Origin of the sequence: Vibrio owensii CAIM 1854 = LMG 25443 (assembly GCF_000817815.1) — a bacterium.
Classification (GTDB): Bacteria; Pseudomonadota; Gammaproteobacteria; order Enterobacterales; family Vibrionaceae; genus Vibrio; species Vibrio owensii.
In genome coordinates this window covers 42,715-67,677 of the sequence record NZ_JPRD01000052.1, presented here as the reverse complement: position 1 = coordinate 67,677, position 24,963 = coordinate 42,715, and the positions used below count along the sequence as shown (strand labels likewise).

General features: G+C 46.0%; 21 protein-coding genes. 11 read left to right on the top strand and 10 right to left on the bottom strand.

The features are described 5' to 3' along the window. Both ppx and ppk1 read right to left on the bottom strand, forming a co-directional pair. The gene (gene ppx, locus H735_RS24135; RefSeq protein ID WP_020194970.1) at window positions 1–1,506 is read right to left on the bottom strand and encodes an exopolyphosphatase; all 1,506 of its coding nucleotides are present in this window, start codon (window positions 1,504–1,506) and stop codon (window positions 1–3) included. Then, window positions 1,490–3,580, bottom strand: coding sequence for a polyphosphate kinase 1 (gene ppk1 / locus H735_RS24130; protein ID WP_020194971.1), 2,091 nt, complete (start codon window positions 3,578–3,580; stop codon window positions 1,490–1,492). Before ppk1 ends, ppx begins: the two co-directional genes overlap by 17 nt. 212 nt (window positions 3,581–3,792) lie before the next feature. Between ppk1 and H735_RS24125 the strand changes: the two genes are divergently transcribed. The 4 genes from H735_RS24125 to phoU are packed head-to-tail and all read left to right on the top strand — an operon-like array spanning window position 3,793 to window position 9,250. After that, window positions 3,793–5,997, top strand: a complete 2,205-nt coding sequence (locus H735_RS24125; RefSeq protein WP_020194972.1) for an ABC transporter permease subunit — start codon at window positions 3,793–3,795, stop codon at window positions 5,995–5,997. Window positions 5,998–6,024: 27 nt separating this feature from the next. After that, window positions 6,025–7,698 (top strand): phosphate ABC transporter permease PstA, encoded by a 1,674-nt coding sequence (pstA, locus tag H735_RS24120; protein WP_020194973.1) that lies wholly within the window; start codon window positions 6,025–6,027, stop codon window positions 7,696–7,698. A gap of 2 nt (window positions 7,699–7,700) precedes the next feature. Further along, on the top strand, window positions 7,701–8,519 hold the full coding sequence (pstB, locus tag H735_RS24115) for a phosphate ABC transporter ATP-binding protein PstB (protein ID WP_005424834.1): 819 nt from the start codon (window positions 7,701–7,703) through the stop codon (window positions 8,517–8,519). A 32-nt stretch (window positions 8,520–8,551) separates the two neighbouring features. Continuing rightward, window positions 8,552–9,250, top strand: a complete 699-nt coding sequence (gene phoU, locus H735_RS24110) for a phosphate signaling complex protein PhoU (RefSeq protein ID WP_005440349.1) — start codon at window positions 8,552–8,554, stop codon at window positions 9,248–9,250. Window positions 9,251–9,252: 2 nt separating this feature from the next. Here phoU and H735_RS24105 read toward each other — a convergent pair whose 3' ends face one another. From H735_RS24105 to H735_RS24080, 6 genes are all read right to left on the bottom strand, one after another. After that, window positions 9,253–9,732: a hypothetical protein gene (locus H735_RS24105; RefSeq protein WP_020194974.1), complete on the bottom strand. Its 480-nt coding sequence runs from the start codon at window positions 9,730–9,732 to the stop codon at window positions 9,253–9,255. 57 nt (window positions 9,733–9,789) lie between these two features. Further along, window positions 9,790–10,428, bottom strand: a complete 639-nt coding sequence (locus H735_RS24100) for a YadA C-terminal domain-containing protein (protein ID WP_020194975.1) — start codon at window positions 10,426–10,428, stop codon at window positions 9,790–9,792. Window positions 10,429–10,581: 153 nt separating this feature from the next. Continuing rightward, entirely contained in the window at window positions 10,582–11,514 is a 933-nt protein-coding gene (locus H735_RS24095; RefSeq protein ID WP_020194976.1) for a LysR family transcriptional regulator, read from the bottom strand. A gap of 9 nt (window positions 11,515–11,523) precedes the next feature. Further along, window positions 11,524–12,300, bottom strand: a complete 777-nt coding sequence (ppk2, locus tag H735_RS24090; protein ID WP_020194977.1) for a polyphosphate kinase 2 — start codon at window positions 12,298–12,300, stop codon at window positions 11,524–11,526. Window positions 12,301–12,366: 66 nt separating this feature from the next. Further along, a complete protein-coding gene (locus H735_RS24085; protein ID WP_020194978.1) occupies window positions 12,367–13,110 on the bottom strand; it encodes a copper homeostasis protein CutC in 744 nt (247 codons plus the stop codon). A 275-nt stretch (window positions 13,111–13,385) separates the two neighbouring features. Beyond that, the gene (locus H735_RS24080; protein WP_005424820.1) at window positions 13,386–13,994 is read right to left on the bottom strand and encodes a peroxiredoxin C; all 609 of its coding nucleotides are present in this window, start codon (window positions 13,992–13,994) and stop codon (window positions 13,386–13,388) included. A 200-nt stretch (window positions 13,995–14,194) separates the two neighbouring features. On the opposite strand from H735_RS24080, the gene H735_RS24075 reads away from it, so the two are divergent. The 3 genes from H735_RS24075 (at window position 14,195) to aceA (ending at window position 18,796) form a co-directional block, all read left to right on the top strand. Continuing rightward, window positions 14,195–15,100, top strand: coding sequence for a hydrogen peroxide-inducible genes activator (locus H735_RS24075; RefSeq protein ID WP_005440336.1), 906 nt, complete (start codon window positions 14,195–14,197; stop codon window positions 15,098–15,100). 605 nt (window positions 15,101–15,705) lie between these two features. Then, window positions 15,706–17,334, top strand: coding sequence for a malate synthase A (gene aceB, locus H735_RS24070; RefSeq protein ID WP_020194979.1), 1,629 nt, complete (start codon window positions 15,706–15,708; stop codon window positions 17,332–17,334). Window positions 17,335–17,482: 148 nt separating this feature from the next. Then, complete coding sequence (gene aceA, locus H735_RS24065) at window positions 17,483–18,796, top strand: isocitrate lyase (RefSeq protein ID WP_005440333.1); 1,314 nt, start codon at window positions 17,483–17,485, stop codon at window positions 18,794–18,796. 106 nt (window positions 18,797–18,902) lie between these two features. Here aceA and H735_RS24060 read toward each other — a convergent pair whose 3' ends face one another. After that, window positions 18,903–19,349, bottom strand: coding sequence for a CBS domain-containing protein (locus H735_RS24060; RefSeq protein ID WP_009705566.1), 447 nt, complete (start codon window positions 19,347–19,349; stop codon window positions 18,903–18,905). Between the two features lie 233 nt (window positions 19,350–19,582). Then, window positions 19,583–19,804, bottom strand: a complete 222-nt coding sequence (locus H735_RS24055; RefSeq protein ID WP_020194980.1) for a hypothetical protein — start codon at window positions 19,802–19,804, stop codon at window positions 19,583–19,585. 365 nt (window positions 19,805–20,169) lie between these two features. On the opposite strand from H735_RS24055, the gene queA reads away from it, so the two are divergent. The 4 genes from queA to secD all read left to right on the top strand — a co-directional run bounded on the left by queA (window position 20,170) and on the right by secD (window position 24,952). Next, window positions 20,170–21,222, top strand: a complete 1,053-nt coding sequence (queA, locus tag H735_RS24050; RefSeq protein WP_020194981.1) for a tRNA preQ1(34) S-adenosylmethionine ribosyltransferase-isomerase QueA — start codon at window positions 20,170–20,172, stop codon at window positions 21,220–21,222. 208 nt (window positions 21,223–21,430) lie between these two features. Continuing rightward, complete coding sequence (tgt, locus tag H735_RS24045) at window positions 21,431–22,567, top strand: tRNA guanosine(34) transglycosylase Tgt (protein ID WP_020194982.1); 1,137 nt, start codon at window positions 21,431–21,433, stop codon at window positions 22,565–22,567. Between the two features lie 177 nt (window positions 22,568–22,744). Next, window positions 22,745–23,074 (top strand): preprotein translocase subunit YajC, encoded by a 330-nt coding sequence (gene yajC / locus H735_RS24040; RefSeq protein ID WP_005424903.1) that lies wholly within the window; start codon window positions 22,745–22,747, stop codon window positions 23,072–23,074. Between the two features lie 21 nt (window positions 23,075–23,095). After that, on the top strand, window positions 23,096–24,952 hold the full coding sequence (secD, locus tag H735_RS24035; protein WP_080637354.1) for a protein translocase subunit SecD: 1,857 nt from the start codon (window positions 23,096–23,098) through the stop codon (window positions 24,950–24,952). The last annotated feature ends 11 nt before the right edge of the window (window positions 24,953–24,963 follow it).

Below are 24,963 nucleotides of genomic sequence, written 5' to 3'. Positions count from 1 at the left end.
TTAGAAGCTCAATGTCCATCCTGCGCTTTCCCAGCGTTGCTGCTCTTCCTGCAAATCGGCATCGAGCAGTTTGTTATTCTCTAACCAATCTTCTTCTACGCTGGTAAGTACCCACTTATCTTCTTCTATCGATAATGTCAGCTCTGGTAGCGGGTCATCATTACGTTGGCCGTTGACCACAATTGCTAGACGCAGAATCTTAATTAAGTTGATGATGTCACTCTCTTTGTAGAGGTTAAACTCTGGGAACTCATTCAACTTGAGGGACTTACGTTGGAAGCGAGCTAAGGTCGCTAACACCAGTTGCTGTTCACGGTTAAAGCCGGGCAAGTTTGAGTGCAGTAGAATGTAGAATGAGTGACGATGGAAACCACGCAGACTGATGCTCAAGCCGACTTCATGCAGCAAAGCCGCCCATTCCAGTAAATCAAACAGCTCACTTTTCTTCTTGATACCTAGTTCAGAACGAACATTGCACAGCATCTCTCTTGCATGACCTTTTACGCGTGCAGCGTGTTCGATATCAACGCGATGTTGTTTTGCTAGGTTTTCTGTGGTGCGCATACGAATATCAGAACGAGCGAAACGCTCTTCCATCTCATAGAGCAGACCTTCACGCAATGCGCCATCCGAGAAGAACATCTGGTTGATTTTTAGTGATTGGAAGATGGCAGACAAAATAGCCACACCAGCGGCAAAGACTGGCTTACGCTCGTCGGTCAGACCAACTAGTTCAATATCATCAATGGACTCAAATTCGCACAATGTATCGATGAGCTTACCCAAACGCTTATTGGTGATCAGCCCATCTTCATGGCCTAAACCAATCAACACTTCGCGAATCGCTTTAATCGTACCTGAAGAGCCGAGGGCAATATCCCAGCCTTTCTTGCGGTATTTTGCAGCAATGGATTCCATGCGCTGCTCTGCTGCGAGAATCGCTTTGCTGAAGTTCTTGCGCGACAGTTTGCCATTATTGAAGAACTGCTCGGTAAAACTCACACAGCCCATTTGCTTACTGTTGAGAAGCTCTGGCTCAAACTCTTGACCAATGATCATCTCGGTGCTGCCGCCACCGATATCGACGACCAGTTTGGAGTTAGACTCCGCTTGAGTGTGCGCAACGCCGAGATAGATTAGGCGAGCTTCCTCTTCGCCCGGGATGATTTCAATTGGGAAAGGCAGCACCTCTTTGGCTCGTTTTATAAAGAGGTGGGCGTTGTTAGCGCGCCTTAAGGTGTGGGTGGCTGCAATTCTTACGTTTGAAGCTTCAAAGCCTTGCAAGCGCTCGGAGAACATCGCGAGGCACTCAAGACCTCGCTCCATTGCAGCATGGCTAAGATTGAGCTCTGAATCGAGTCCGGCAGCTAAGCGCACTCGCTGTTTATGGCGGCTGACTAATTGCAGGTCACTTCCAACAACTTTCGCCACCACCATATGGAAGCTGTTCGACCCAAGGTCAATGGCTGCAATATGGCGTACATCTTGTTCAAGTATTTGAGGCATCTGATTTTTGTTTTCTTGTTTGCTTCTCTATATTTTTAAGATAGTCGTAGATGGCAACTTGTGAGCGAACTTTTTTACGATTACCTCGCGGCACGTAGCTGTTGCTCATCTCTTTATCTATCAAACGAGCCTTTACTGTATCGGTAAAGTGAATGTTAGTTATATCAATAATGCGCTGTTTCAAACGTGGATCACGAACCGGAGCGGCAACTTCAATACGATGATCGATATTTCGCGTCATCCAGTCCGCTGATGAGATATAAACCTGCGGGTCGCCATCATTGTGGGTGATCACGACACGAGGGTGCTCAAGGAAGCGGTCAACAATACTGATGATGCGAATGTTCTCGCTCACGCCCTCAATACCCGGTACGAGTGAACACATACCGCGGATGATCATATTGATTTTCACCCCGGCATTGCTTGCCCCATAGAGTTTATTGACGATGCCCTTGTCGACCAAGTTATTCACTTTGATCGTCAGTGCTGCTTTCTTGCCGGCTTTTGCGTTGGCAATCTCCCCGTCAATCAGACGATAGAGTTGTTTACGCGAATTGCGTGGTGAAACGATGAGATGATTAAACCTTACTGGACGATATGGGTTCTCGATATAGCCAAAGACGTTACGGACTTCATTGGTAATTTCTTGATCTGCAGTTAGCAGCGCGAAGTCGGTGTAGATGCGTGCGGTTTTCTCGTGGAAGTTACCTGTTCCTATATGCGCGTAACGTACGATTTCACCTTCTTCGCGGCGGCTGATCAGGAGCAGTTTTGAGTGAATTTTCAAGCCCGGCGCACCAAAGATAACGTGCACGCCCGCATCGGTGAGAACTTTTGACCACTCGATGTTGGCTTCTTCATCAAATCGGGCTTGCAGCTCCACCACCACAGTTACGCTTTTGCCATTGTGGACTGCATCGATCAGTGAGTTCATCAAGCGTGAATCTTTGGCAACGCGGTAGATATTAATCTTAATTGCCAACACTTTAGGATCGAAGGAAGCTTGGCGAACCAGTTCAGAGATGTGATCAAAGGTGTGATAAGGGTAGTAAAGCAAAATGTCTTTGGCTTTGATTGCATCGAAACTGTTGGCGTAGCCTTCGAAGTCCGCACACTTCATCGGTGGCATGGGTTTGTTTTCTAGGTACTCACGACCAACATTTGGGAAGCCAATGAAGTCTTTAAAGTTGTGGTAACGACCACCGGGAATCAAACTGTCGTAGTTGGAGATTTGCAGTTTGCTACACAAGAAATCGAGCATCTCTTGCGGCATTTCACGTTCATAAACAAAGCGCACAGGCATGGCAGTTAAACGTTGGTTTACTCCTTCAGACATCTGTTCGAGCAAGCTGTATTCGATCTCTAGGCGTAAATCGTATTCGGCATCGCGGGTCATCTTCATCGCGTAGCCATTTAGCTCGTCATAATCGAAGAAGCCTTTAAACAGCTCATCCAGACAGTAACGGATGATGTTGTCGAGCAGAATGATGGTCTTGCGACGTTTGCCTTTTTGCTCCGGAACCATAACGAAGCGGGGTAGGTGGTCAGTTGGGATTTCGAGTAAAGCGTATTGGGAATGATCGTCTTTGCGCAGATCGACGGTAATGTAGGCGTATTCGTCTTTAAGAAACTGCAACACATCGATGTCATCTTTAATCAATAGCGGAGTGATGTGTGGCATGACTTCTTTGCGAAAGTACTTGGTGATCCAGCGCTTTTGGGTGTCATCCAGTTGGTTTTCATTAACCAAGAAAATGCGGCGTCGCGCCATTTCTCGGATCAAGTCACCGTACAGTTCGTCAAATTGTTCGTTAAGCTTCAATGCTTTGGTTTGCATCTTAGTTAACAAGTGCTTAGAGTTATCGCTTCCACCTCGTTCTTGGCTGATCAAGATCCGACGTTTTACGTCTGCAAAGCGAACCTTGTAGAACTCATCTAAGTTATTGGAAAAGATCCCCAGAAAGCGAATACGTTCGATTAGAGGGACGGTTTTATCAGCGGCTTCTTGTAATACTCTCTCGTTGAAAGACAACCAACTAAGTTCTTTTTCTATATAGAGTTTTTCTGCGCTCATAACCTTACCTAGCCTAAAATGAAGTAAATCCGCACTCATCTGTGGGATAAAAAAAGATGAGCCTGAACATTATGAGGTTTACGTTACAGATTTATTTCATAACACGGTCTGCATAAGAGTTGTATTCTTTTCAGTTGTTTAATGTGATCTGTAATATAATTGTCATCTTAACGACATATTCTAGTACTAAGTCAAAAAGGGTAGAGAGATCAATGGCACAAGCCGAGTTTTCATTGCAGGAAAAAGATAAAAAACGATTGATCAAAGATCGTTTGGTTCGATTTGCAGTGACATCCGGTGGTGTAGGCGTTCTTGCTGCTCTTGTGTTGATCTTTGTTTACCTTGCGATGGTGATCATTCCTCTGTTTTCTGATGCAGAGATCGAAACCAATTATGCCGCTCGCGCTACCCAAAGCGGGAAGCCACTCGCAATTTCCGTTGATGATTACTCTCAAATCGGTCTGGTGTTAACCCAATCCGGTGAAGTGCGTTTTCTTCCTCTCGATGATTCCAGCAAACCTGCGCTGTACACTCAGCAAATAGCCAACAACCCAGTGGCATTTTCTCAGTCTGCGCCGGGGTTAGGTTGGTATGGTTTGGTTGACGACCAAGGCAAAGCACACATCTTCAAACCGGAATTTAACGCAACACTGCGCGAAAACACTCGCCCACCAGAAGTCGTGCCGTTTCGAACCTCAATGGACATGCAACTGACAGGTGCATCCGATCCAGTTAAGAAGTTTGTTTTTAGTACTTCCACGCAAGCTCCAACCCTTGTTTGGCAAACACAAAGTGGCGTAATAAAAGCGCGTTGGCAAGTTCCTCAACTATTAGATGCATCACCTGTTACCCATGATTACACCTTCTCTTCAGGTTTTGATGCGCCAGACCAAATGTTGCTGACGCCAGATGGCAATAACCTTTACTTGCGAAATGGTTCAGAGCTGATTGTCTTGGTGAAAGGTGACAACAAGTTCTCAGTGCGTGAAGTGATCGATCTGACGCAGGGCGATAAAAAGCACTCAGTGAGAACGATGGATTTGTTGGCTGGGGCGTATTCCCTGCTTGTTACACATAACGATGGTCGTGTATCGCAATGGTTTGATACGTTGCAGGGCGACCAGCGAACTTTGACTCACATTCGTGACTTTAAGTTGGCGTCTGAGCTGAAGTATTTACTTCCCGATTCACACCGCAAAGGTTTCTACAGCTTTTACACCAACGGTACTCTGCAAAGCCACTACACCACCAGTGAGAAGTTGGTGTTGTTTAAACGTGCCTACAAACAAGCGCCAGTGATGGCAGGAATGTCGAATAACGAGCGCTATCTGATCACATGGCAAAACGACGAATTGAATGTCGCGTTTGTTGATAACCCGTACCCAGAAGTCTCTCTGTCCTCCTTATGGCAAAAGGTTTGGTATGAAGGTTATCCAGAGCCAGAATTTGTGTGGCAATCTACCTCAGCCAGTGATGACTTCGAGGCGAAATTCAGCTTAGTGCCAATTGCGTTTGGTACCATCAAGGCGGCGATGTTCGCAATGTTGTTCTCGGTACCACTGGCTGTACTGGGCGCAATTTATACCGCTTACTTTATGTCGCCACGTATGCGTCGCGTGGTGAAGCCATCAATCGAGTTAATGGAAGCTTTGCCTACGGTTATCATTGGTTTCCTTGCCGGACTTTGGTTCGCCCCGATTGTGGAAGACCATTTGATTACCGTCGTGGTGATGCTGTTTGTTTTGCCTCTGAGCACCATGGTGATGGGCGGTCTATGGGCGCTGATCCCACAACCGATACGTAACCGCCTTCCTAACGGGTGGCATGCTTTGGTATTGATGCCTTTGCTTCTGCTGTTGATCGGTTTGGGTGTGTGGGTATCACCAATGCTTGAACAAGCCTTCTTTGGTGGGGACATGCGTTTGTTCCTGACTGACCATGGTATTGGCTTTGACCAACGTAACGCGCTGGTGGTTGGTTTGGCTATGGGCTTTGCGGTTATTCCAACGATTTTCACCATTGCCGAAGATGCGATTTTCTCTGTGCCGAAACACTTATCGGATGGTTCATTAGCACTTGGCGCGACGCCATGGCAAACGCTGATTTATGTGGTCCTGCTGACAGCCAGTCCGGGGATTTTCTCGGCAATCATGATGGGACTTGGTCGCGCTGTGGGCGAAACCATGATTGTGTTAATGGCGACAGGTAATACGCCATTAATGGATTGGAACGTGCTAGAAGGCTTGCGTAGCTTGTCGGCGACCATTGCGGTTGAATTGCCAGAGTCGGAAGTAGGCAGTTCGCACTACCGATTGTTGTTCCTATCGGCATTAATTTTGTTTGTCTTCACCTTTGCGGTGAACGCCTTGGCGGAATGGGTTCGTCAAAGACTAAGAGATAAATATCGTGCGTTGTAATCAGTTAACGAAAGAGCGAGTAATAGCGTGTTAAATTGGATTCGTTCTGGCGCACCTTGGATTTGGTTAACCGGGGGAGCGGTAAGCATCAGTCTGCTTTCTGTCCTCGGCTTATTGCTATTGATTGGCTGGAAGGGGCTTACTTACTTCTGGCCTGCGCCACTATATCAATGGAATGTTGCTGCGCTGACTCCGGTGCAGGGCGAAGTGTTGCATGAAAACTCGATTCTGGTTGGTCAGGTATACGAGCGCAGTTTTGTGCCAAGAAGTTACCTGCCAAAAGAAGCTGCAGATAAACTCGCAGAAGATGAAGAGTTTGCGACGCGCCTAAACATCAAAATTGCCAACCGTGAATTGTACCCAGCGGACTTTATCTCTGTTTTGAGAATGCAGTTGGATGATCCAACGACGCCGGGTGAATGGGCAGTGATTGAACGCAGCAGCGGTGGCTACTTCTTCGGTAAGTTTGTTGCTTTCCAAGATGGTAAAACGCGTTACGAAAACAACATTCAAACGCTTTTGGATCAAAAGCTCGATGATGCCGAAACCTTGCATCATGAAATCGACATGCTGGTGGATGACCAAGTAAAAGACTTGGGATGGCAGTTAGAGCAGCTTCGCTTAGACAAACGTAAGCACGAGCTTAACGACACCATCACGGAAGAGTTTTTAGCAAACAACAGCAAGCGTAAGGCAGAAATTGAAGCTGAGTTAGCCAAGCTAGACATGCAACTTGACGGGCTGCGCTTGGGCTTCTCTGATTATGCGCTGATTGTCGAAGACATGACTGGGACTCAAGTTTCGATTCCATTAGAAGACATTTTGGACTACTGGTATCCAAACCAAATGTCACTGCCTGAAAAGGTTGCCCATTGGGGAAAACAGGTTTGGAAGTTCTTATCCGAAGACCCTCGTGAATCGAACTCTGAAGGTGGTGTTTTCCCAGCGATTTTCGGTACGGTTTTCTTGGTTATCATCATGTCGATCATCGTGATGCCATTGGGTGTGGTTGCGGCGATTTATTTGCATGAATACGCTAAGAACAATGCCCTAACTCGGGTGATCCGTATTGCGGTGATTAACCTTGCCGGTGTTCCTTCTATCGTTTACGGCGTATTTGGTTTGGGCTTTTTTGTTTATACCATTGGTGCCTCAATCGATAACTTGTTTTATGCCGAGCGATTACCCGCTCCAACCTTTGGTACGCCGGGCTTGTTGTGGTCTGCACTGACGCTAGCGGTCTTGACGCTACCGGTGGTGATTGTTACCACAGAAGAAGGTTTAACCCGTATTCCGAGTTCCGTTCGTCATGGCTCGTTAGCCTTAGGTGCAACACAGTTTGAGACCTTGTGGCGTGTGGTTTTGCCTATGGCAACCCCTGCGATAATCACTGGTTTGATTCTTGCGATTGCTCGCGCTGCGGGTGAGGTAGCACCATTGATGCTGGTGGGGGTCGTGAAATTAGCTTCGAGCTTGCCGGTGGATGGGCAATTCCCTTATGTGCATTTGGATAGAAAGTTCATGCACCTAGGCTTCCACATTTACGATGTTGGATTCCAGACCTCGAATATCGAAGCTGCGCGTCCGTTGGTTTACGCGACTTCCTTCTTACTCGTGACGGTTATTGTCGGACTAAACTTAACAGCAATCAGTATTCGTAATAATCTGCGAGAGAAATACCGAACTTTAGGACAAGATTAAGCATGTTTAACTTTGATAATACATTAGGTTATGAGCCGCCATTGGATGTGCACAACCTGACGGATGAACAAACGGCTATCTCGATTGAGAACCTTAATCTTTTCTATGGTCAGGCTCAGGCGCTGCACGATATTTCCATGCGTATTCCAAAGGGGCGCGTAACAGCATTCATCGGACCGTCCGGCTGTGGTAAATCCACATTGCTGCGCTGTATCAACCGAATGAACGATTTAGTCGAAGGTTGTAAGGTGACGGGAAAAGTACGTTTGCACGGTAAGAATGTGTATAACCCAAGTGTGGATGTTGCCACGCTGCGTCGCCGAGTAGGCATGGTATTCCAGCGCCCAAACCCATTCCCTAAGTCGATTTACGAAAACGTGGTTTACGGTCTTCGTTTACAAGGTGTGAAGAACAGTCGCATGTTGGACGATGCGGTCGAGCGTTCACTGCGTTCTGCGGCATTATGGGACGAAGTAAAAGATCGTCTACATGAAAATGCATTTGGACTTTCTGGCGGTCAGCAACAACGTTTAGTGATTGCTCGCGCCGTCGCGATTGAGCCAGAAGTACTATTATTGGATGAACCAACATCGGCTTTGGATCCAATCTCAACTTTAACTATTGAAGAGCTTATCAACGAGCTCAAGACTCAATATACTGTGGTTATCGTTACCCATAACATGCAGCAAGCGGCGCGTGTCAGTGACCACACTGCGTTCATTCATATGGGTAAGTTGATTGAATACTCGGATGCGGATTCGATCTTCACTTCTCCAATGAAGAAACAAACCGAAGATTACATTACCGGTCGTTACGGTTAAGCCGCGACCTTTCAAGGATTAAAAGGAAAGCCATGCACTTTGGACGTCACATCTCAGGACAATTTAACGTAGAGCTAGAATCGATTCGTACCCATGTACTTACCATGGGAGGCTTGGTAGAACAGCAGTTGTCGTATGCTATTCAGGCCTTGCATAAGGAAGACATCGAACTGGCGCGTAAAGTTGTGCGTGATGATCACAAAGTCAACGCGATGGAAGTGTCGATTGATGACGCTTGTACTCGCATCATCGCTAAGCGTCAGCCTACGGCAAAAGATTTACGCTTGATCATGGCTATCATTAAGACCATTACCGATCTTGAGCGCATTGGTGATGTTGCAACGCGTATTGCCTACGTGGCGATTGAAAGCCCATCATCAAAAGAGCGCCAATTCCAAGTATCGTTAGAGCCTTTATGTCGGCAAGCAATCCAAATGCTTCACCAAGTGCTCGATGCCTTTGCGCGCATGGATGTCGAAGCAGCAGCAGAAGTGCACAAGCTTGATGATAAGTTGGATGCGGAATACGAAGCGGTGATTCGTCAGCTGATGACTTACATGATGGAAGATCCGAAAAACATCCCACACATTCTGCAAGTGATGTGGTCGGCGCGTGCCATTGAACGCGTGGGTGACCGTTGCCAGAACATCTGTGAATACATTATCTACTTCGTGAAAGGGAAAGATGTACGCCACCTAGGTGATCAAAGCATTGATGACGTACTGAAATAACCTTATAACCGCAGACCAAAACCCACAGAGAAATTAATTGCCGTATCGGTAAACGTGTGGGTTTTGTCGTCTTTAAAGATATCCAAATCCGCTCCCGCCCTGACTGAGAGAATCGGATTCACCTGATACACATAAGCACCACCGATGCTCAATCCTGTAGTATCTCTTTTCTCTTCTCTGTAAGTCCCATCATAACTGGCTATACCAAGACTGGCTTGAAAGCCCATTTGTGGCTGGTGGTCAAACATGTGTTGAAAACCAACGCGATAGGCATCGATGGTTTCGTCAAAGTTTCCACTGGTGTAGGTCACTCGAGAGTAATCAAAATAGAGCGCATCAAAGCCAGCGACATCATTCGTGCCAAATTGAATACCAGCGCCACGAAACGAGCCAACTTTCACTTCTGGAGAAATAAATACACCAGAAGCTTGGACTGAAAGCGGCGTGATAATCAGGGCAATAAGAGAGAGGGTGCGTTTCATAGTTCTACCTAAAAAGATGCCTTCCTTGGCAAATGGACTTACTGAATGAACTTGTGCTTACTTAAAGCTGATTTGGACACCAACGCCGCCAGCAACGTCAGAGGAAGAGTACTTACCCGATGATTCGTAGTGGAAGGTGCCTGATAAACTAACTTGGTCTGTTAGGCCGTAGGCACCGCCAACCGCGACCGCTTCTTTGCTACCTGAGAAGCCAACACCTGCACCGATGGCCAGTTCACCATGAGTCGCATAAGGGCGAGCATTGGTGACAGCATGTAGACTTGCGCGGATACCATCCATTTGCTCTGCTTGTTGGTTTAGGCGGTAATCGTATTCTGCTGCTAAGCCTTCTAAATGGTTAAGACGATCATCCGTCGGATTATTTTCGATAGGGTTTGATGGCAGTTGTGGCGTTGGGCGGTCTGGAACATGAGGTACGCCATTATCTACTTCTGGAAGCGTTGGATGTTCAGGTGCCGCTTCAATTGGTGGTGTTGGCGATAAATCTGGGCGTGGACGATCTGGCACACCAGGAACACCATTATCAACTTCAGGCAGAACCGGTTGCTCTGGTACACCTTGAATTGGGTTGGTTGGAGTGCCTGGGTTTGGGCGATCTGGAATGTGGCCTGCGAATGAGCTGAAAGAAGCAAGAAGGGCACTAGCAGCAGTAAGCTTTACAAGTTTATTTGTCATGTCTGAACTCTCAATAAGTAAACGAGGAACAGCATCCTTACTGTAAGCAATCGCTCTTTCTAAATTCCCTTTGAAGCAGGGCTATCTTATTGAGAAGTATTTTTTATGACTAAGTAGGTCTAATTATTTTGGTGATAATAATTTCTTATCAGGTTAAGGCTTGTTAGCTTGTATTGTTAAACCTTGTTGGATAAGGCCAACGAGCCAACTGACGAGTGGATTATTGCGGTTTCTCACATGCATATGAGCGTGAATAGACTTCATTTGTGGTTGTCCATCAATCGTGACGTCAACGGCTCTTAATCCCGGAAATTGCTCAACCGGAAGTAAATTGGAGTGGGGTAAATACATATCGGTGTGTTTGACGACATCAAGTATTGCAGAGACCATTTCTGAGCGAAATCCAATGCTGTGTTCAACGCCCATTTCGGTTAGAAGCTCAGACGCGTAACTGAACTTGTCGTTCCACCCTGGGGAAATCAAAGAAGCAATTGGGTATCCGCCAAGATCATGCGGTTCAACATGAGGTTTGGTGATTGGGTGAGCTTCGCGGACAAAAATACGCCCTTTTAAATCCAGTAGCTTCGGCGTGTAGATCTCTTTATTGGTTAGCAGTAACTCGTAATTTACTCCCATCAGTGTTTCACCTTTCAAGATCTCATCAACCGTACTGTTCGACCAACCAACTAGTTCAAGTTGAGCGTTAGGGGCTAACGCTCTCATTTGTTCGAAGAGGAAACCGGGCAAGCAAGTCATCGTAATTGGTGCCAATGCAATTCGGATTTTGTTGTCCACTTCGGCAGGATCAAATTGATGAGAGCGATTAACTGCGGCAGCTAAACCATCGAGGTGCGGCGTAATATCGTTGGCGAGAGATTCGGCGAAAGGTGTCGGTTCAAGACCTGTTTTTACTTTTACAAACAGCTCGTCATCGAAGTGATTACGCAGCTTTTGTAGCGCTTGACTGATAGCAGGTTGAGAGACGAACAAGCGCTGAGAGGCTTTACGCATGTTCTTCTCTTGCATCAAAATCATAAAGGTCTTGAGCAGATTCAGGTCAAGGGTGTGAAACAGGTCTTTCGCCATGGTACATCTCTAATATTTATCGGGTACGAAGGTTTGATCGTCGATAGGTGCACGAACATACCCTTCTTTGTTCAGTTCTGGCAGTTCAATTACCGGATGTTCGAGCTCTTCGTATTCTACTTGGCTGAGCAAGTGGCTGATACAATTCAAACGTGCTTTCTTTTTATCATCAGAAGGCACTACCCACCAAGGACAGTGTTTAGTGTCTGTGTAAGCAAACATTTTGTCTTTTGCCTCTGAATATTCTGCCCAGCGATTACGTGATTCCAAATCCATTGGGCTGAACTTCCAGCGTTTGATTGGGGTATTGATACGTTCTAGAAAACGCTTTTCTTGCTCTTCATCGGAGACCGAAAACCAGTACTTAATTAAGATGATGCCAGAGCGTTGCAGCATGCGTTCAAACTCTGGGCAAGAGCGGAGAAACTCTTCATATTGGTCTGGGGTACAAAAGCCCATGACTTTTTCTACGCCGGCACGGTTGTACCAACTGCGATCAAACAACACTATTTCCCCAGCAGCAGGCAGGTGTGCCACGTAGCGCTGAAAGTACCATTGTGTTTTTTCTTTTTCTGTTGGGGCGGGAAGGGCTGCGATACGGCAGACTCGAGGGTTGAGTTTTTCAGTGATGCGCTTGATAGTACCACCTTTGCCAGCGGCGTCGCGTCCTTCAAACAGTACCACGACTTTAAGCCCTTTGTGTTTGACCCACTCTTGGAGCTTAACTAATTCAATTTGCAGCTGTTCTAGTGCTTCTTCGTATTCCTTTTTCTTTAGTTTCGCCATGTTTCCTCCCGTCCTTAGTTATCAATATGTTAGCACTCAATAACTAAAGACGGGATTTGAAAGCGCTTAATTGAGAGCTGTTACCATGTTCGCGATAGCATCGGTGTTGGTGACAGGAATCGAAAAATCATCCACATCGGCAGCGCCCATTTTGCTTTGCTCGGCAATAAAGGTCATGTGACTAGGGCGAGTTGTCTTGCCCGATAAATGCACTTCGGTGACTTTGGCTTGTTCAACGATCTGACCAACATTGTCTGCATTCACACCGGCGCCCGCCATGATCGCAATACGTCCTTGTGCTTGTTCAACTAAGGCTTTAAGCACATCGATACCTTGCGGTGCAGAAGGTGCTAGGCCGGAAGTCAAAATACGCTCACAGCCTAAACTGATCACTTCTTCTAACGCTTTTTCAGCGTCACGACACTGGTCAAAGGCACGATGAAAAGTCACGCCTAAGCCAAGCGCTTGAGCAAATTCACACAGTGCAGTTGCGTACGGCATATGAATGTCACCGTCTTGAGTGAGCACGCCGAGCACGACACCGTTCAAGCCTGCTTGTTTAGCGGCTTCAATATCCCAACGCATCATTTCGATTTCTTCCTCACTGTAGAAGAAGTCGCCTTGGCGAGGGCGAATCATCGCGTAAACCGGAATAGTAGAGCGTTTAGCGGCTTGCTGCATAAAGCCATAGCTTGGCGTTAAGCCACCCAAAGCAAGTGAAGAGCAGAGTTCGATGCGGGTTGCACCACCGGCAATCGCGTTGTGGAGAGATTCAATGTTATCAATACAGACTTCAAGTTGAGTGTTCACGAGGTTGTCCTGAATTATTGTAATTACAGCAAATACTAGCAGGACGAAAGGGGAGAATCTGTACTAAGACCGAGGGAAATAGAGGTAAACTTTTTACGTGATGCTTGCCTCTTTTGCTTTTCAAAAATGCAGATAAAAAGAAAGCCCAGAGCGAACTCTGGGCTTTTTTATGACTTTACTTAGACTGATTGGCGTTTGCGGTTTTTCCGCTATAGCTTTTTGCTTTATATATACATCCAACCAACACACCCATTGAGCTTGGGCGGCAGTGTCTATTACTTGCTTAGGTCGTCTGCGTGCTCAGATAGGAACGCTGCAACACCTTTTGGAGATGCGTCCATACCTGCTTTACCTTCTTCCCATTGTGCAGGACATACTTCGCCGTGCTTCTGGTGGAAGTTTAGTGCATCAACCATGCGTAGCATTTCGTCGATGTTACGACCTAGAGGTAGATCGTTAACTACTTGGTGACGTACAAGACCGTCTTCGTCGATTAGGAAAGAACCACGGAAAGCAACGCCTGCTTCTGGGTGCTCTACATCGTACGCTTTACAGATTTCGTGCTTAACGTCAGCAACTAGAGGGTATTTAACTTGACCGATACCGCCATCTTCGATAGCAGTGTTACGCCATGCGTTGTGAGAGAACTGAGAATCGATAGAAACACCGATTACTTCAACACCTTTAGCTTGGAAATCAGCTAGACGGTTGTCGAATGCGATTAGCTCAGATGGGCAAACGAAAGTGAAATCTAGTGGGTAGAAGAATACTACTGCTTTCTTACCTTTAGTGAATTCTGCAAAGTTGAAGTTTTCAACGATTTCGCCGTTACCTAGAACAGCTGCTGCAGTAAAGTCAGGGGCTTGACGACCTACTAGTACCATTTTTTTGCTCCTAAAAATTTTGGTTTGCTCCAAACCTACATTCAGTTATTTAGGTTTGGTCCGTGTTTGTGCGAGACAAACTATAGTACAGATTGTAGTATTGAAAAAAGCGAAATAAATAGATTGAGTTCATCGAAAAAAGCGATAACACCGAAACTATTATCTCGATCACTGGAACAGCAATAGATACAAATAGAATTATGAATAAATGGCCTAGCTTGAAGCAGTTACACTATTTGGTCACTCTGCACGAAACTCGACATTTTAGTGATGCTGCTGAGCGTTGTTTTGTCAGTCAATCTACTTTAAGTAAAGGCATCCAAAACCTTGAAGAATTGATTGGTTGTCCGCTTTACGAAAAGAAAGATAAAAAAAGCCCATTGGTTTTCACCCAAGCTGGTGAGATGGTAGTGCAGCATGGTCGAGAACTTCTCGCCAAAGGGCAAGATCTTGTTGAGCTGGGGCGTTTATGCCAAGGCGATGATATGGAAGGGCAGCTTAAAGTAGGCTGTATTCCGACCATTGCTCCTTTCTTATTGTGCGACCTTGTTCAAGAGGTGAACTACCGCTTCCCTCAATTAAACCTTCTATTAAGAGAAGATACGACGACTAACTTGCTACAAGCACTTCGCCACGGTGAATTGGACGTATTGATTCTGGCTCTGCCAGTAGAAATAGAGGGAATGGAAAGTCGAGTGGTGGGGCAAGACCCATTCCGCATGGTGATCAGCGCCAATCAAGCGGATTCCGTACCTGTGCCGATCCGTTATGCAGACTTGCCAGATGAATCCGTCTTCTTATTAGAGAAAGAGCACTGTCTTACAGAGCACGCGGTTTCAGCATGTAAGTTGACGGACAAAGAGAAGATCAACCCATTCACCGCAACCAGTCTTCATACATTGGTGCAAATGGTGGCGAATGGTCTGGGCACCACGTTTATCCCGCAAATGGCGATTGATCATGGTTTGCTACACAACCAGAACTTGGTGGTGATCGACCCTCCTGGTCAGCAAGCATATCGCGATATTGGTTTGGTTTGGCGTCCGAGCTCGTCACGATCAAACACTTTCAATCAATTGGCAGAAGTCGTCTCTGAACTGCTTTAGCTATTAGTATTAGCCTGCTACTCCCGATCTAATATCAAAAAGCGCACTAGAAATAGTGCGCTTTTTAGCATTTTATTCTGCGCGTGAACTTTGACTTGTAAAATTTTACAGATGAACTTTCATGAAGCTTTCATAAAATAGTGAAATTTCACAATGTTAATTTTACACAACTGCCTGTGTAACGCGTTTAAGTCGCGTTTAATTTCCTCTTCCTAGCCCTTGTGAATACAAGGGTTTTTCTCCTGCCTCACTATTCATACGCTTGTTTGAATTTAAAAATAACCTGTAAATTTAATGTAATTTAATTACGTAATAACTTGCAAATTGAACTCAAAAATCAAACACTTGTTTGATACCGAATAAAACTTTGAATTTAACGTTTTGTTTACTTGAGGGGTTTCGCTTAAACCTTTGTTGGGTTAGCTTAATTAAGGCTTGTAAGACTTATGTCTAGATTGAAAAAGCAATTCAGGTTGCGCAAGGTATAGACACAACGAAGCGAAGTGAACACCAAATCGAAGGATATAATTTGTTGTTCATAACTTACAAATGTAGCTTTAGGCTGACTGCCCAAGATGGATAAAGCACGTTAAGGATGAATGATTATGCTTGCTCAGACAGAACAAAAAACACAACAACTAAAGCAAACCCAAGGCATGCTTGAGGTGAATGGAGTCGTTGCTCCTGACCATCAAGCAATTTTCCCTGTTGAAGCCCAAACCTTTTTATCTCTACTGTGTGAAAAGTTTGCCGGACGTGTTGAACAGTTGCTGGAAGCACGAGAAGAGAAGCAAGCACGCATCGACGTTGGTGAATTGCCAGACTTTCTACCAGAGACACAAGACATTCGTGAAGGAAGCTGGAAGATCCTTGGAATCCCGCAAGATCTGCAAGATCGCCGAGTGGAGATTACAGGACCGACTGATCGCAAGATGGTGATTAACGCACTGAATGCGAATGTAAAAGTGTTCATGGCAGATTTCGAAGATTCGATGTCCCCTGCATGGAGTAAAGTTCTGGATGGTCAAATCAACCTGCGCGACGCTGTTAATGGCACCATCAGCTACACCAACTCTGGCAATGGCAAACACTATCAGCTGGCAGAAGACCCAGCGGTGTTGATCTGCCGTGTTCGCGGACTGCATTTAAAAGAAAAACACGTAACGTGGCACGGTCAGATCATTCCAGGTGCGCTATTTGATTTCGCTCTGTACTTCTACAACAACTACAAAGCGCTACTGAAAAAGGGAAGCGGTCCTTACTTCTACATTCCAAAACTGCAATCGCATCATGAAGCGAAGTGGTGGAGCGAAGTGTTCCATTTCACCGAAGAGTATTTTGGCTTGGATACAGGCACCATTAAAGCGACTGTACTGATTGAAACCTTACCAGCCGTATTCGAAATGGATGAGATTCTGTTCTCACTCAAAGAGCACATCGTTGGTTTGAACTGTGGTCGCTGGGATTACATCTTTAGCTACATCAAAACACTGAAAAACCACCCAGATCGCGTACTTCCGGATCGCCAAGTGGTGACCATGGACAAGCCATTCCTCAACGCTTACTCAAGATTATTGGTGCGCACTTGTCATAAACGTGGCGCATTTGCGATGGGCGGCATGGCAGCCTTTATTCCGGCTAAAGACCCACAAGAAAACCAAAAAGTACTGGATAAGATCCACAACGATAAATCGCTAGAAGCTAACAACGGTCATGACGGTACTTGGGTTGCTCATCCGGGATTGGCAGACACCGCAATGGAAGTGTTCAGTGCCACATTGGGGCAGCGCACCAACCAATTGGATGTGAGCCGCTCAGAAGACGCACCAATCACCGCCGCAGAGCTGCTTGAACCGTGCGAAGGTGAACGCTCAGAAGAAGGTATGCGTCACAACATCCGCGTTGCGCTGCAATACATCGAAGCTTGGATCTCTGGCAACGGTTGTGTGCCGATTTACGGACTGATGGAAGACGCAGCAACGGCAGAAATCTCCCGCGCTTCTATCTGGCAATGGATTCAACACGGCAAGTCGCTCGACAACGGATTGAAGGTCACTAAAGAGCTGTTCGAACTCTATCTGAAAGAAGAGATTGAAGTCGTGAAGCAAGAAATTGGCGAGCAGCGTTACCAAGCAGGTCGATTTGAAGAAGCGGCAGACTTGATGGCAAGGCTCACCATCAGCGATGAACTGACCAACTTTTTAACCATTCCAGGTTATGACTACTTGGATTAACCCAAAGATTTAGAACACTCAATTTATTTAACTAATACATGTTTATTTAACCAATACGTGAAGGATTCGAGGCAGATAAGGATGTACTGCCTGAGAACGGAAAACTCAACGCACATGCACAAGTGCACATTATAAGAGGGATAGACCAATGACTAACTTAACTCGCCGCCAACAAATTGAAGCTCTGGAAAAAGATTGGGCAACCAACCCACGCTGGAAAAACGTAAAGCGCACTTACACAGCAGAAGAAGTAGTAGAACTGCGTGGCTCTATGGTGCCTGCGAACACAATCGCACAACGTGGTGCTGACAAACTTTGGTCACTGGTCAACGGTAGTTCCAAGAAAGGCTACGTAAACTGTCTTGGTGCACTGACAGGTGGTCAAGCCGTACAGCAAGCGAAAGCGGGTATTGAAGCGATTTACCTATCAGGTTGGCAGGTAGCGGCGGATAACAACACCGCTTCGACGATGTACCCAGACCAATCTCTGTACCCAGTAGATTCTGTACCGTCGGTAGTAAAACGCATCAACAACTCATTCCGTCGTGCAGACCAAATTCAATGGTCAGCAGGTAAGTCACCAGAAGACGAAGGCGGTATTGATTACTTCCTACCAATCGTAGCGGATGCGGAAGCAGGCTTTGGTGGTGTATTGAACGCTTACGAGCTAATGAAATCGATGATCGACGCTGGTGCGGCAGGTGTTCACTTTGAAGACCAACTGGCATCCGTGAAGAAGTGTGGTCACATGGGCGGTAAAGTACTGGTTCCAACTCAAGAAGCAGTGCAAAAACTGGTAGCAGCTCGCCTAGCAGCGGACGTTGCTGGCACGACAACACTAGTAATCGCACGTACCGATGCAAACGCAGCAGACCTACTAACATCTGACTGTGACCCATACGATAAAGACTTCATCGAAGGTGAGCGTACTCAAGAAGGTTTCTACCGTGTACGTGCAGGTATCGACCAAGCTATCTCTCGTGGTCTAGCTTACGCGCCTTATGCGGATCTAATCTGGTGTGAAACAGCAACGCCATGTCTAGAAGAAGCACGCAAGTTTGCAGAAGCGATTCATGCAGAGTACCCAGACCAACTGTTGGCATACAACTGTTCGCCTTCATTCAACTGGGAGAAGAATCTAGACGCAGAAACCATTGCTAAGTTCCAACAAGAGCTGGCTAACATGGGCTACAAGTACCAGTTCATCACGCTAGCAGGTATTCACAACATGTGGTTCAACATGTTCGAACTGGCACACGCTTACGCACAAGGCGAAGGCATGCGTCATTATGTTGAGAAGGTTCAGCGTCCTGAGTTTGAAGCGGCAGAAAAAGGCTACACGTTCGTAGCGCACCAACAAGAGGTTGGTACGGGTTACTTCGATAGAATGACCAATACAATCCAAGGTGGTAACTCATCAGTGACAGCACTGACAGGTTCTACTGAAGAAGACCAATTCTAATCAGCATAGAGTCCACAATTACTACGTTAGTAATGACATCTTTGAGCGGCGATTGAGCCGCTCTTTTTTTTGCCTGTAATCTGAGCAACTAACGTTTTGTTGCTTATTACTCTGCTTCGATTTCTTCTGGTTCTGTTTCTTCTTGCAGTTCTAACAAGTTAATCGCAATGGTTACAAAGTCTGTATCGGTGATGATGCCCACCAAGTGACCTTTATTGACCACAGGTAAACAACCAACTTTGTGCTTTTGCATATAGATTGCGCTTTCCTTTAAACCTGCTCTTGGTTCAGCGGTCATGATGTTGGTGTGCATCATTTGGTAAAGCGGCGTGTCGAGGGTAAAAGATTGTTCAGCCTCATCTGGGTGCAAGCAGGATTCTTGTGCGGCAAGAATATCGCGTTGAGTCACCAAGCCTTTTAGGTGTTTATTGGCATCAACAACCGGAATATGTCGAATATCAAGCGCTTCCATCATACTTTTTGCGTCACGTAATGTGTGCTCACGCAGCAAGGTATGAGGGTTGCGAGTCATCATGTCTTCAACCTTGATCATAGAGACCTCCAGCGGCATTGTCCTTCTCTTAAATATAGAGAATATTTTGCTGTATATCTGGGAGCTAACTCGTTTTTCACTAATAAAATAAAACGATTAGATGGAGATCAATCAGAGGTGAAAATGAACTGGTGTTTTCCATAATTCCAGCTACTCATTTTGGGGAGTTGAGGATGTAAGCGCTATCATAAATAACCAAAGCTAAGGCGTTGAAACCTTAGCTTTGGTTACTCTTAACGTTGCTTGAAATGCACACAGATAAGACCATAAACTTTCGCGTCTACACATCGGCCGATATAGCTTTTATCAGGAAGGTTGACCGCACATAAACGAGGGACCTGCTTTAAGTCACACGCTTGTTGCATTGCGGTGATTTTCTGGTGGTTAGAGTTTGCGAGTGTACCGGAAGAAAACACGAGTACGGCAGCACTTAACGCCATAGTTAACATCTTCATACTTACCTCAATCAATGTTCAAAGAGCAAAGGCTCACTTTCAATATAGTATATGGCACTTGCTATTGATGAGTTTGTTTTTAGCTTAGGGGGCAAGAGAGCGTTGAGTTAGCTTTGGCTATATTTCTGACTGACCGAGTTGAATGCGTTGCACAAATTTGTACATTAAACTCCGCTACTTTTTTATGTGTGTCTATTCTGCGTCTTTCACGTTTTATTACACTCTTAGTGAAAGCTTTTACAGTCAATCGAAGGGGATTTGCTTGCTATTGCAGCATGTAAACATATACTAGTCTGCTGCGAAAAACTCGTCGCAATTTTATCGTCGTCTTTGACGTGATTTGACCAATAGATAAGACAAGTAACATGCAAGTATCAGATTTCCATTTCGACCTTCCAGATGAACTCATCGCTCGCTACCCTCAACCAGAGCGTACCGCTAGCCGACTGCTGCAAATGGACGGCAATACTGGTGAACTTATTGATGGCACGTTTACCGATGTGCTGGAGCAAGTTCAAGCCGGTGACCTAGTGGTTTTCAACAATACTCGCGTTATTCCTGCGCGTTTGTTTGGTCGTAAAGAATCAGGCGGTAAGCTAGAAGTGTTAGTGGAGCGCATGCTCGACGAGAAAAGCATTCTGGCGCACGTTCGTTGTTCTAAATCGCCAAAACCAGGCACAACGATCTTGGTTGGTGAGAACGATGAATACTCAGCGCAAATGGTCGCTCGTCACGACGCACTGTTTGAGCTGAAATTTAACTCTGATAAGACGGTACTCGAGATTCTGGAAGAAATTGGTCACATGCCACTTCCTCCATACATCGACCGCCCAGATGAAGACGCGGATAAAGAGCGTTACCAAACGGTTTATAACCAAAAGCCAGGTGCGGTTGCAGCACCGACGGCGGGTCTTCACTTTGATGATGTTCTACTTGAGAAAATCAAAGCGAAAGGCGCAGAGTTTGCGTACGTCACTCTGCACGTAGGTGCGGGTACGTTCCAGCCAGTTAAAGTGGATGACATCAACGATCACCACATGCACGCAGAATACGTTGAAGTACCACAAGACGTAGTGGATGCGATTAACGCAACTAAGACGCGCGGTGGTCGCATCATCGCTGTAGGTACAACGTCTGTTCGTTCACTAGAAAGTGCAGCGCAAGACGCACTCAAGAAAGGCACAGAACTGGTTCCATTCTTTGGCGATACTGAAATATTTATCTACCCTGGTTACGAGTACCAGCTGGTGGATTGCTTGATCACCAACTTCCACTTACCTGAATCAACCCTGATCATGTTGGTAAGTGCGTTTGCAGGTTACGAGAACACCATGAATGCTTACAAGCACGCGGTGGAAAACAAATACCGCTTCTTCTCGTACGGTGATTCAATGTTTATTAAAAAGAAGACCGCATAATGTTTTAACCCCTCCCTAGCCCTCCAATCAAAAAAGAGGGGAGACTAGGAGGGGGAGAAAACTAACGATTTACGAGTGCTAGCAGTAAGCTAGGAAATAAAGCGGAATCTCTGCTTTGTCTCTCGCACGGAAAAGCGACCGCTCCTTAAAATAGGGTTTACCACCCTGGATACATAGTCAGACTGTTTCTCTGACACCCGGAGGCATCGTGAAATTAAAATTCGATCTTAAGAAGAAAAACGGCAATGCGCGTCGTGGTCAACTGACCTTCGAACGTGGCACTGTTCAAACTCCTGCGTTCATGCCAGTAGGTACTTACGGTACTGTTAAAGGCATGACACCAGAAGAAGTGAAAGGTACTGGCGCAGAAATCTTGCTAGGTAACACTTTCCACCTATGGCTACGTCCTGGTCAAGAAGTGATGAAAATGCACGGTGACCTGCACGATTTCATGAACTGGCACGGTCCTATTCTTACCGATTCAGGCGGTTTCCAAGTATTCAGTCTAGGCAAAATGCGTAAGATCACTGAGAAAGGTGTTCACTTCCGTAGCCCTGTAAACGGTGACAAGATTTTCATGGACGCTGAAAAGTCTATGGAAATCCAAAAAGACCTAGGTTCTGACATCGTAATGATCTTCGACGAGTGTACGCCATACCCAGCGACACACAACGAAGCGAAAAAATCGATGGAAATGTCACTACGTTGGGCACAACGCTCACGTGATCACTTCGATAAGCTAGAAAACCCGAACAACCTATTTGGTATCGTTCAAGGTGGTGTTTACGAAGATCTACGTGATGTGTCTATCAAAGGTCTGACAGAAATCGACTTTGATGGCTACGCAGTTGGTGGCCTTGCAGTAGGCGAACCGAAAGAAGACATGCACCGTATTCTTGAGCACACATGTCCACAGCTTCCAGAAGATAAGCCTCGTTACCTAATGGGCGTAGGCAAGCCGGAAGACTTGGTTGAAGGTGTTCGTCGTGGTATCGACATGTTTGACTGTGTAATGCCAACGCGTAACGCGCGTAATGGTCACCTATTTGTGACTGGTGGTGTGATCAAGATCCGTAATGCGAAACATAAAACGGATACAACTCCGCTAGATCCGCATTGTGACTGTTACACTTGTCAGCACTACAGCAAATCGTACCTTCACCACCTAGAGCGTTGTAACGAAATCCTAGGTGCTCGTCTGAACACTATCCACAACCTGCGCTACTACCAGCGTCTGATGGAAAGCATTCGTAAGGCGATTGATGAAGATCGTTTCGATGAGTTCGTTACTGAGTTCTATGAGCGTCGTGGTCGTGAAGTACCACCGCTAGCAAAAGAGCAGTAATTGACAGATTAAAAGAATTAAAGCCTTTGGCATGTTGCCAGAGGCTTTTGCTAATAAAGTAGGCTAACGTACGTTATTTTTGAGAAGGTGATCTCTATTACTCACTCTCAAACTTGAATCTAAATTACGAAAGCCCAACTTGTTGGATTATCAATAAAATATAATGAGGATGTTTTAATGTTTATTTCTCAAGCTCACGCAGCAGCAGAAGGCGCACCAGCAGGCGGCGGTTTTGAAATGCTAATCATGCTAGGCATGTTCGCGGTGATCTTCTACTTCATGATCTACCGCCCACAATCTAAGCGTGTTAAAGAACACAAGAACCTAATGTCTTCTATGGGCAAAGGTGATGAAGTTCTAACAAGCGGTGGCCTAGTGGGTAAAATCACTAAGATCGCTGAAGACAACGATTTCATTTCAATTGAGCTAAACGCAAACAATGAAGTTGTAATCAAGAAAGACTTCGTAACTGCAGTGCTACCAAAAGGTACGCTGAAGTCTCTATAAAACAGCTAAAGGATCCTCGCTGTGCTAAACCGTTATCCATTATGGAAGTACTTGATGGTATTTTTTGCCATCATCACCGCTGCGTTGTACGCACTTCCAAATATCTACGGTGAAGATCCGGCTATTCAAGTTACAGGGGCGCGTGGCGCCTCTGTAGATATGTCAACGCTGGATGCTGTCACCAAAGCTCTTGATAAAGAGCAACTCTCTCATAAATCCATTGCTCTCGAGAATGGATCAATCCTTGTTCGTTTCAATGACACTGACACTCAAATCAGTGCCCGCGATATCATCAGCGAAGCGCTTGGCCAAGATAAAATTGTTGCATTAAACCTTGCTCCTGCTACGCCAGATTGGCTAGAAGCAATCGGTGCGTCGCCACTTAAGCTAGGTCTTGACCTACGTGGTGGTGTTCACTTCCTAATGGAAGTCGACATGGACGCGGCGATGGAGAAGTTGGTTGGTCAACAAGAAGAAGCTTTCCGTAGCGAACTTCGTGAAGCTAAGATCCGTTACCGTGCAATCCGTCCTTCTGGTACAGAAGGTGTGGAAGTATTGCTACGTAACGAGGAGCAACTAGCGGAAGCGAAAGCAACGCTAGAAAAGAATCACCCAGACATGAACTTTGTCGACTCTGATTCTAATGGTCGTTACGCGTTGATTGCCACCTTTACCGAGCAACGTTTACAAGAGATACGTAACTACGCAGTTGAACAAAACATCACGATTCTTCGTAACCGTGTTAACGAACTGGGTGTTGCTGAACCATTGGTTCAACGTCAAGGTGCTAGCCGCATCGTAGTTGAGCTACCTGGTGTTCAAGACACAGCTCGTGCGAAGGAAATTCTAGGTGCTACGGCAACACTAGAGTTCCGTGAAGTTGACGATAAAGCTGACCTATCAGCGGCGGCAAATGGTCGCGCGCCAGCAGGTAGCGAAATCAAGATGGACCGTGATGGTCGCCCAGTTGTGCTTAAGAAGCGCGTTATTCTTGGTGGTCAAAGCATCACGGATGCAAGCTCAAGTGTTGATGAATATGGTCGTCCACAAGTTAACATCTCGCTAGACAGCGAAGGTGGTAACAAAATGTCTGCGTTCTCTAAGAAGAACATCGGTAAGCTAATGGCTACCGTATTTGCAGAATACAAAGACAGTGGTCGTCGTACGCCTGAAGGCAAAGTTATTCTTGATAAGCATGAAGAAGTTATCAACCAAGCAACGATTCAATCGGCTCTAGGTCGTAACTTCCGTATCACTGGTATCGACTCTGCTGCAGAAGCGCACAACCTAGCACTTCTACTACGTGCTGGTGCACTGATCGCACCTATCTCTATCGTTGAAGAACGTACCATTGGTCCATCAATGGGTCAGCAAAACATCGATATGGGTATCCAAGCATGTATCTGGGGTATGGTTGCTGTAATGCTGTTTACGCTGCTTTACTACCGTGGTTTCGGTCTGATTGCTAACATCGCGTTGATGGCCAACTTGGTTCTTATCATTGGTGTTATGTCGATGATTCCAGGCGCTACCATGACGCTGCCAGGTATTGCCGGTATTGTATTAACCGTCGGTATGGCGGTCGATGCGAACGTGCTGATATTTGAGCGTATCCGTGAAGAACTTCGAGATGGACGCAGTCCACAGCAAGCGATTCACCAAGGTTACGCTAACGCATTCAGTACCATTGCCGATGCGAACATCACAACACTTATCACTGCAATCATTCTATTCGCAGTGGGTACAGGTGCGGTGAAAGGTTTCGCGGTAACACTATCTATCGGTATCCTAACTTCAATGTTCACCGCTATTGTGGGTACACGTTGTATCGTGAACCTGATTTACGGTGGCAAGCGCGTTGATAAATTGTCGATCTAAGGCTGGGAATT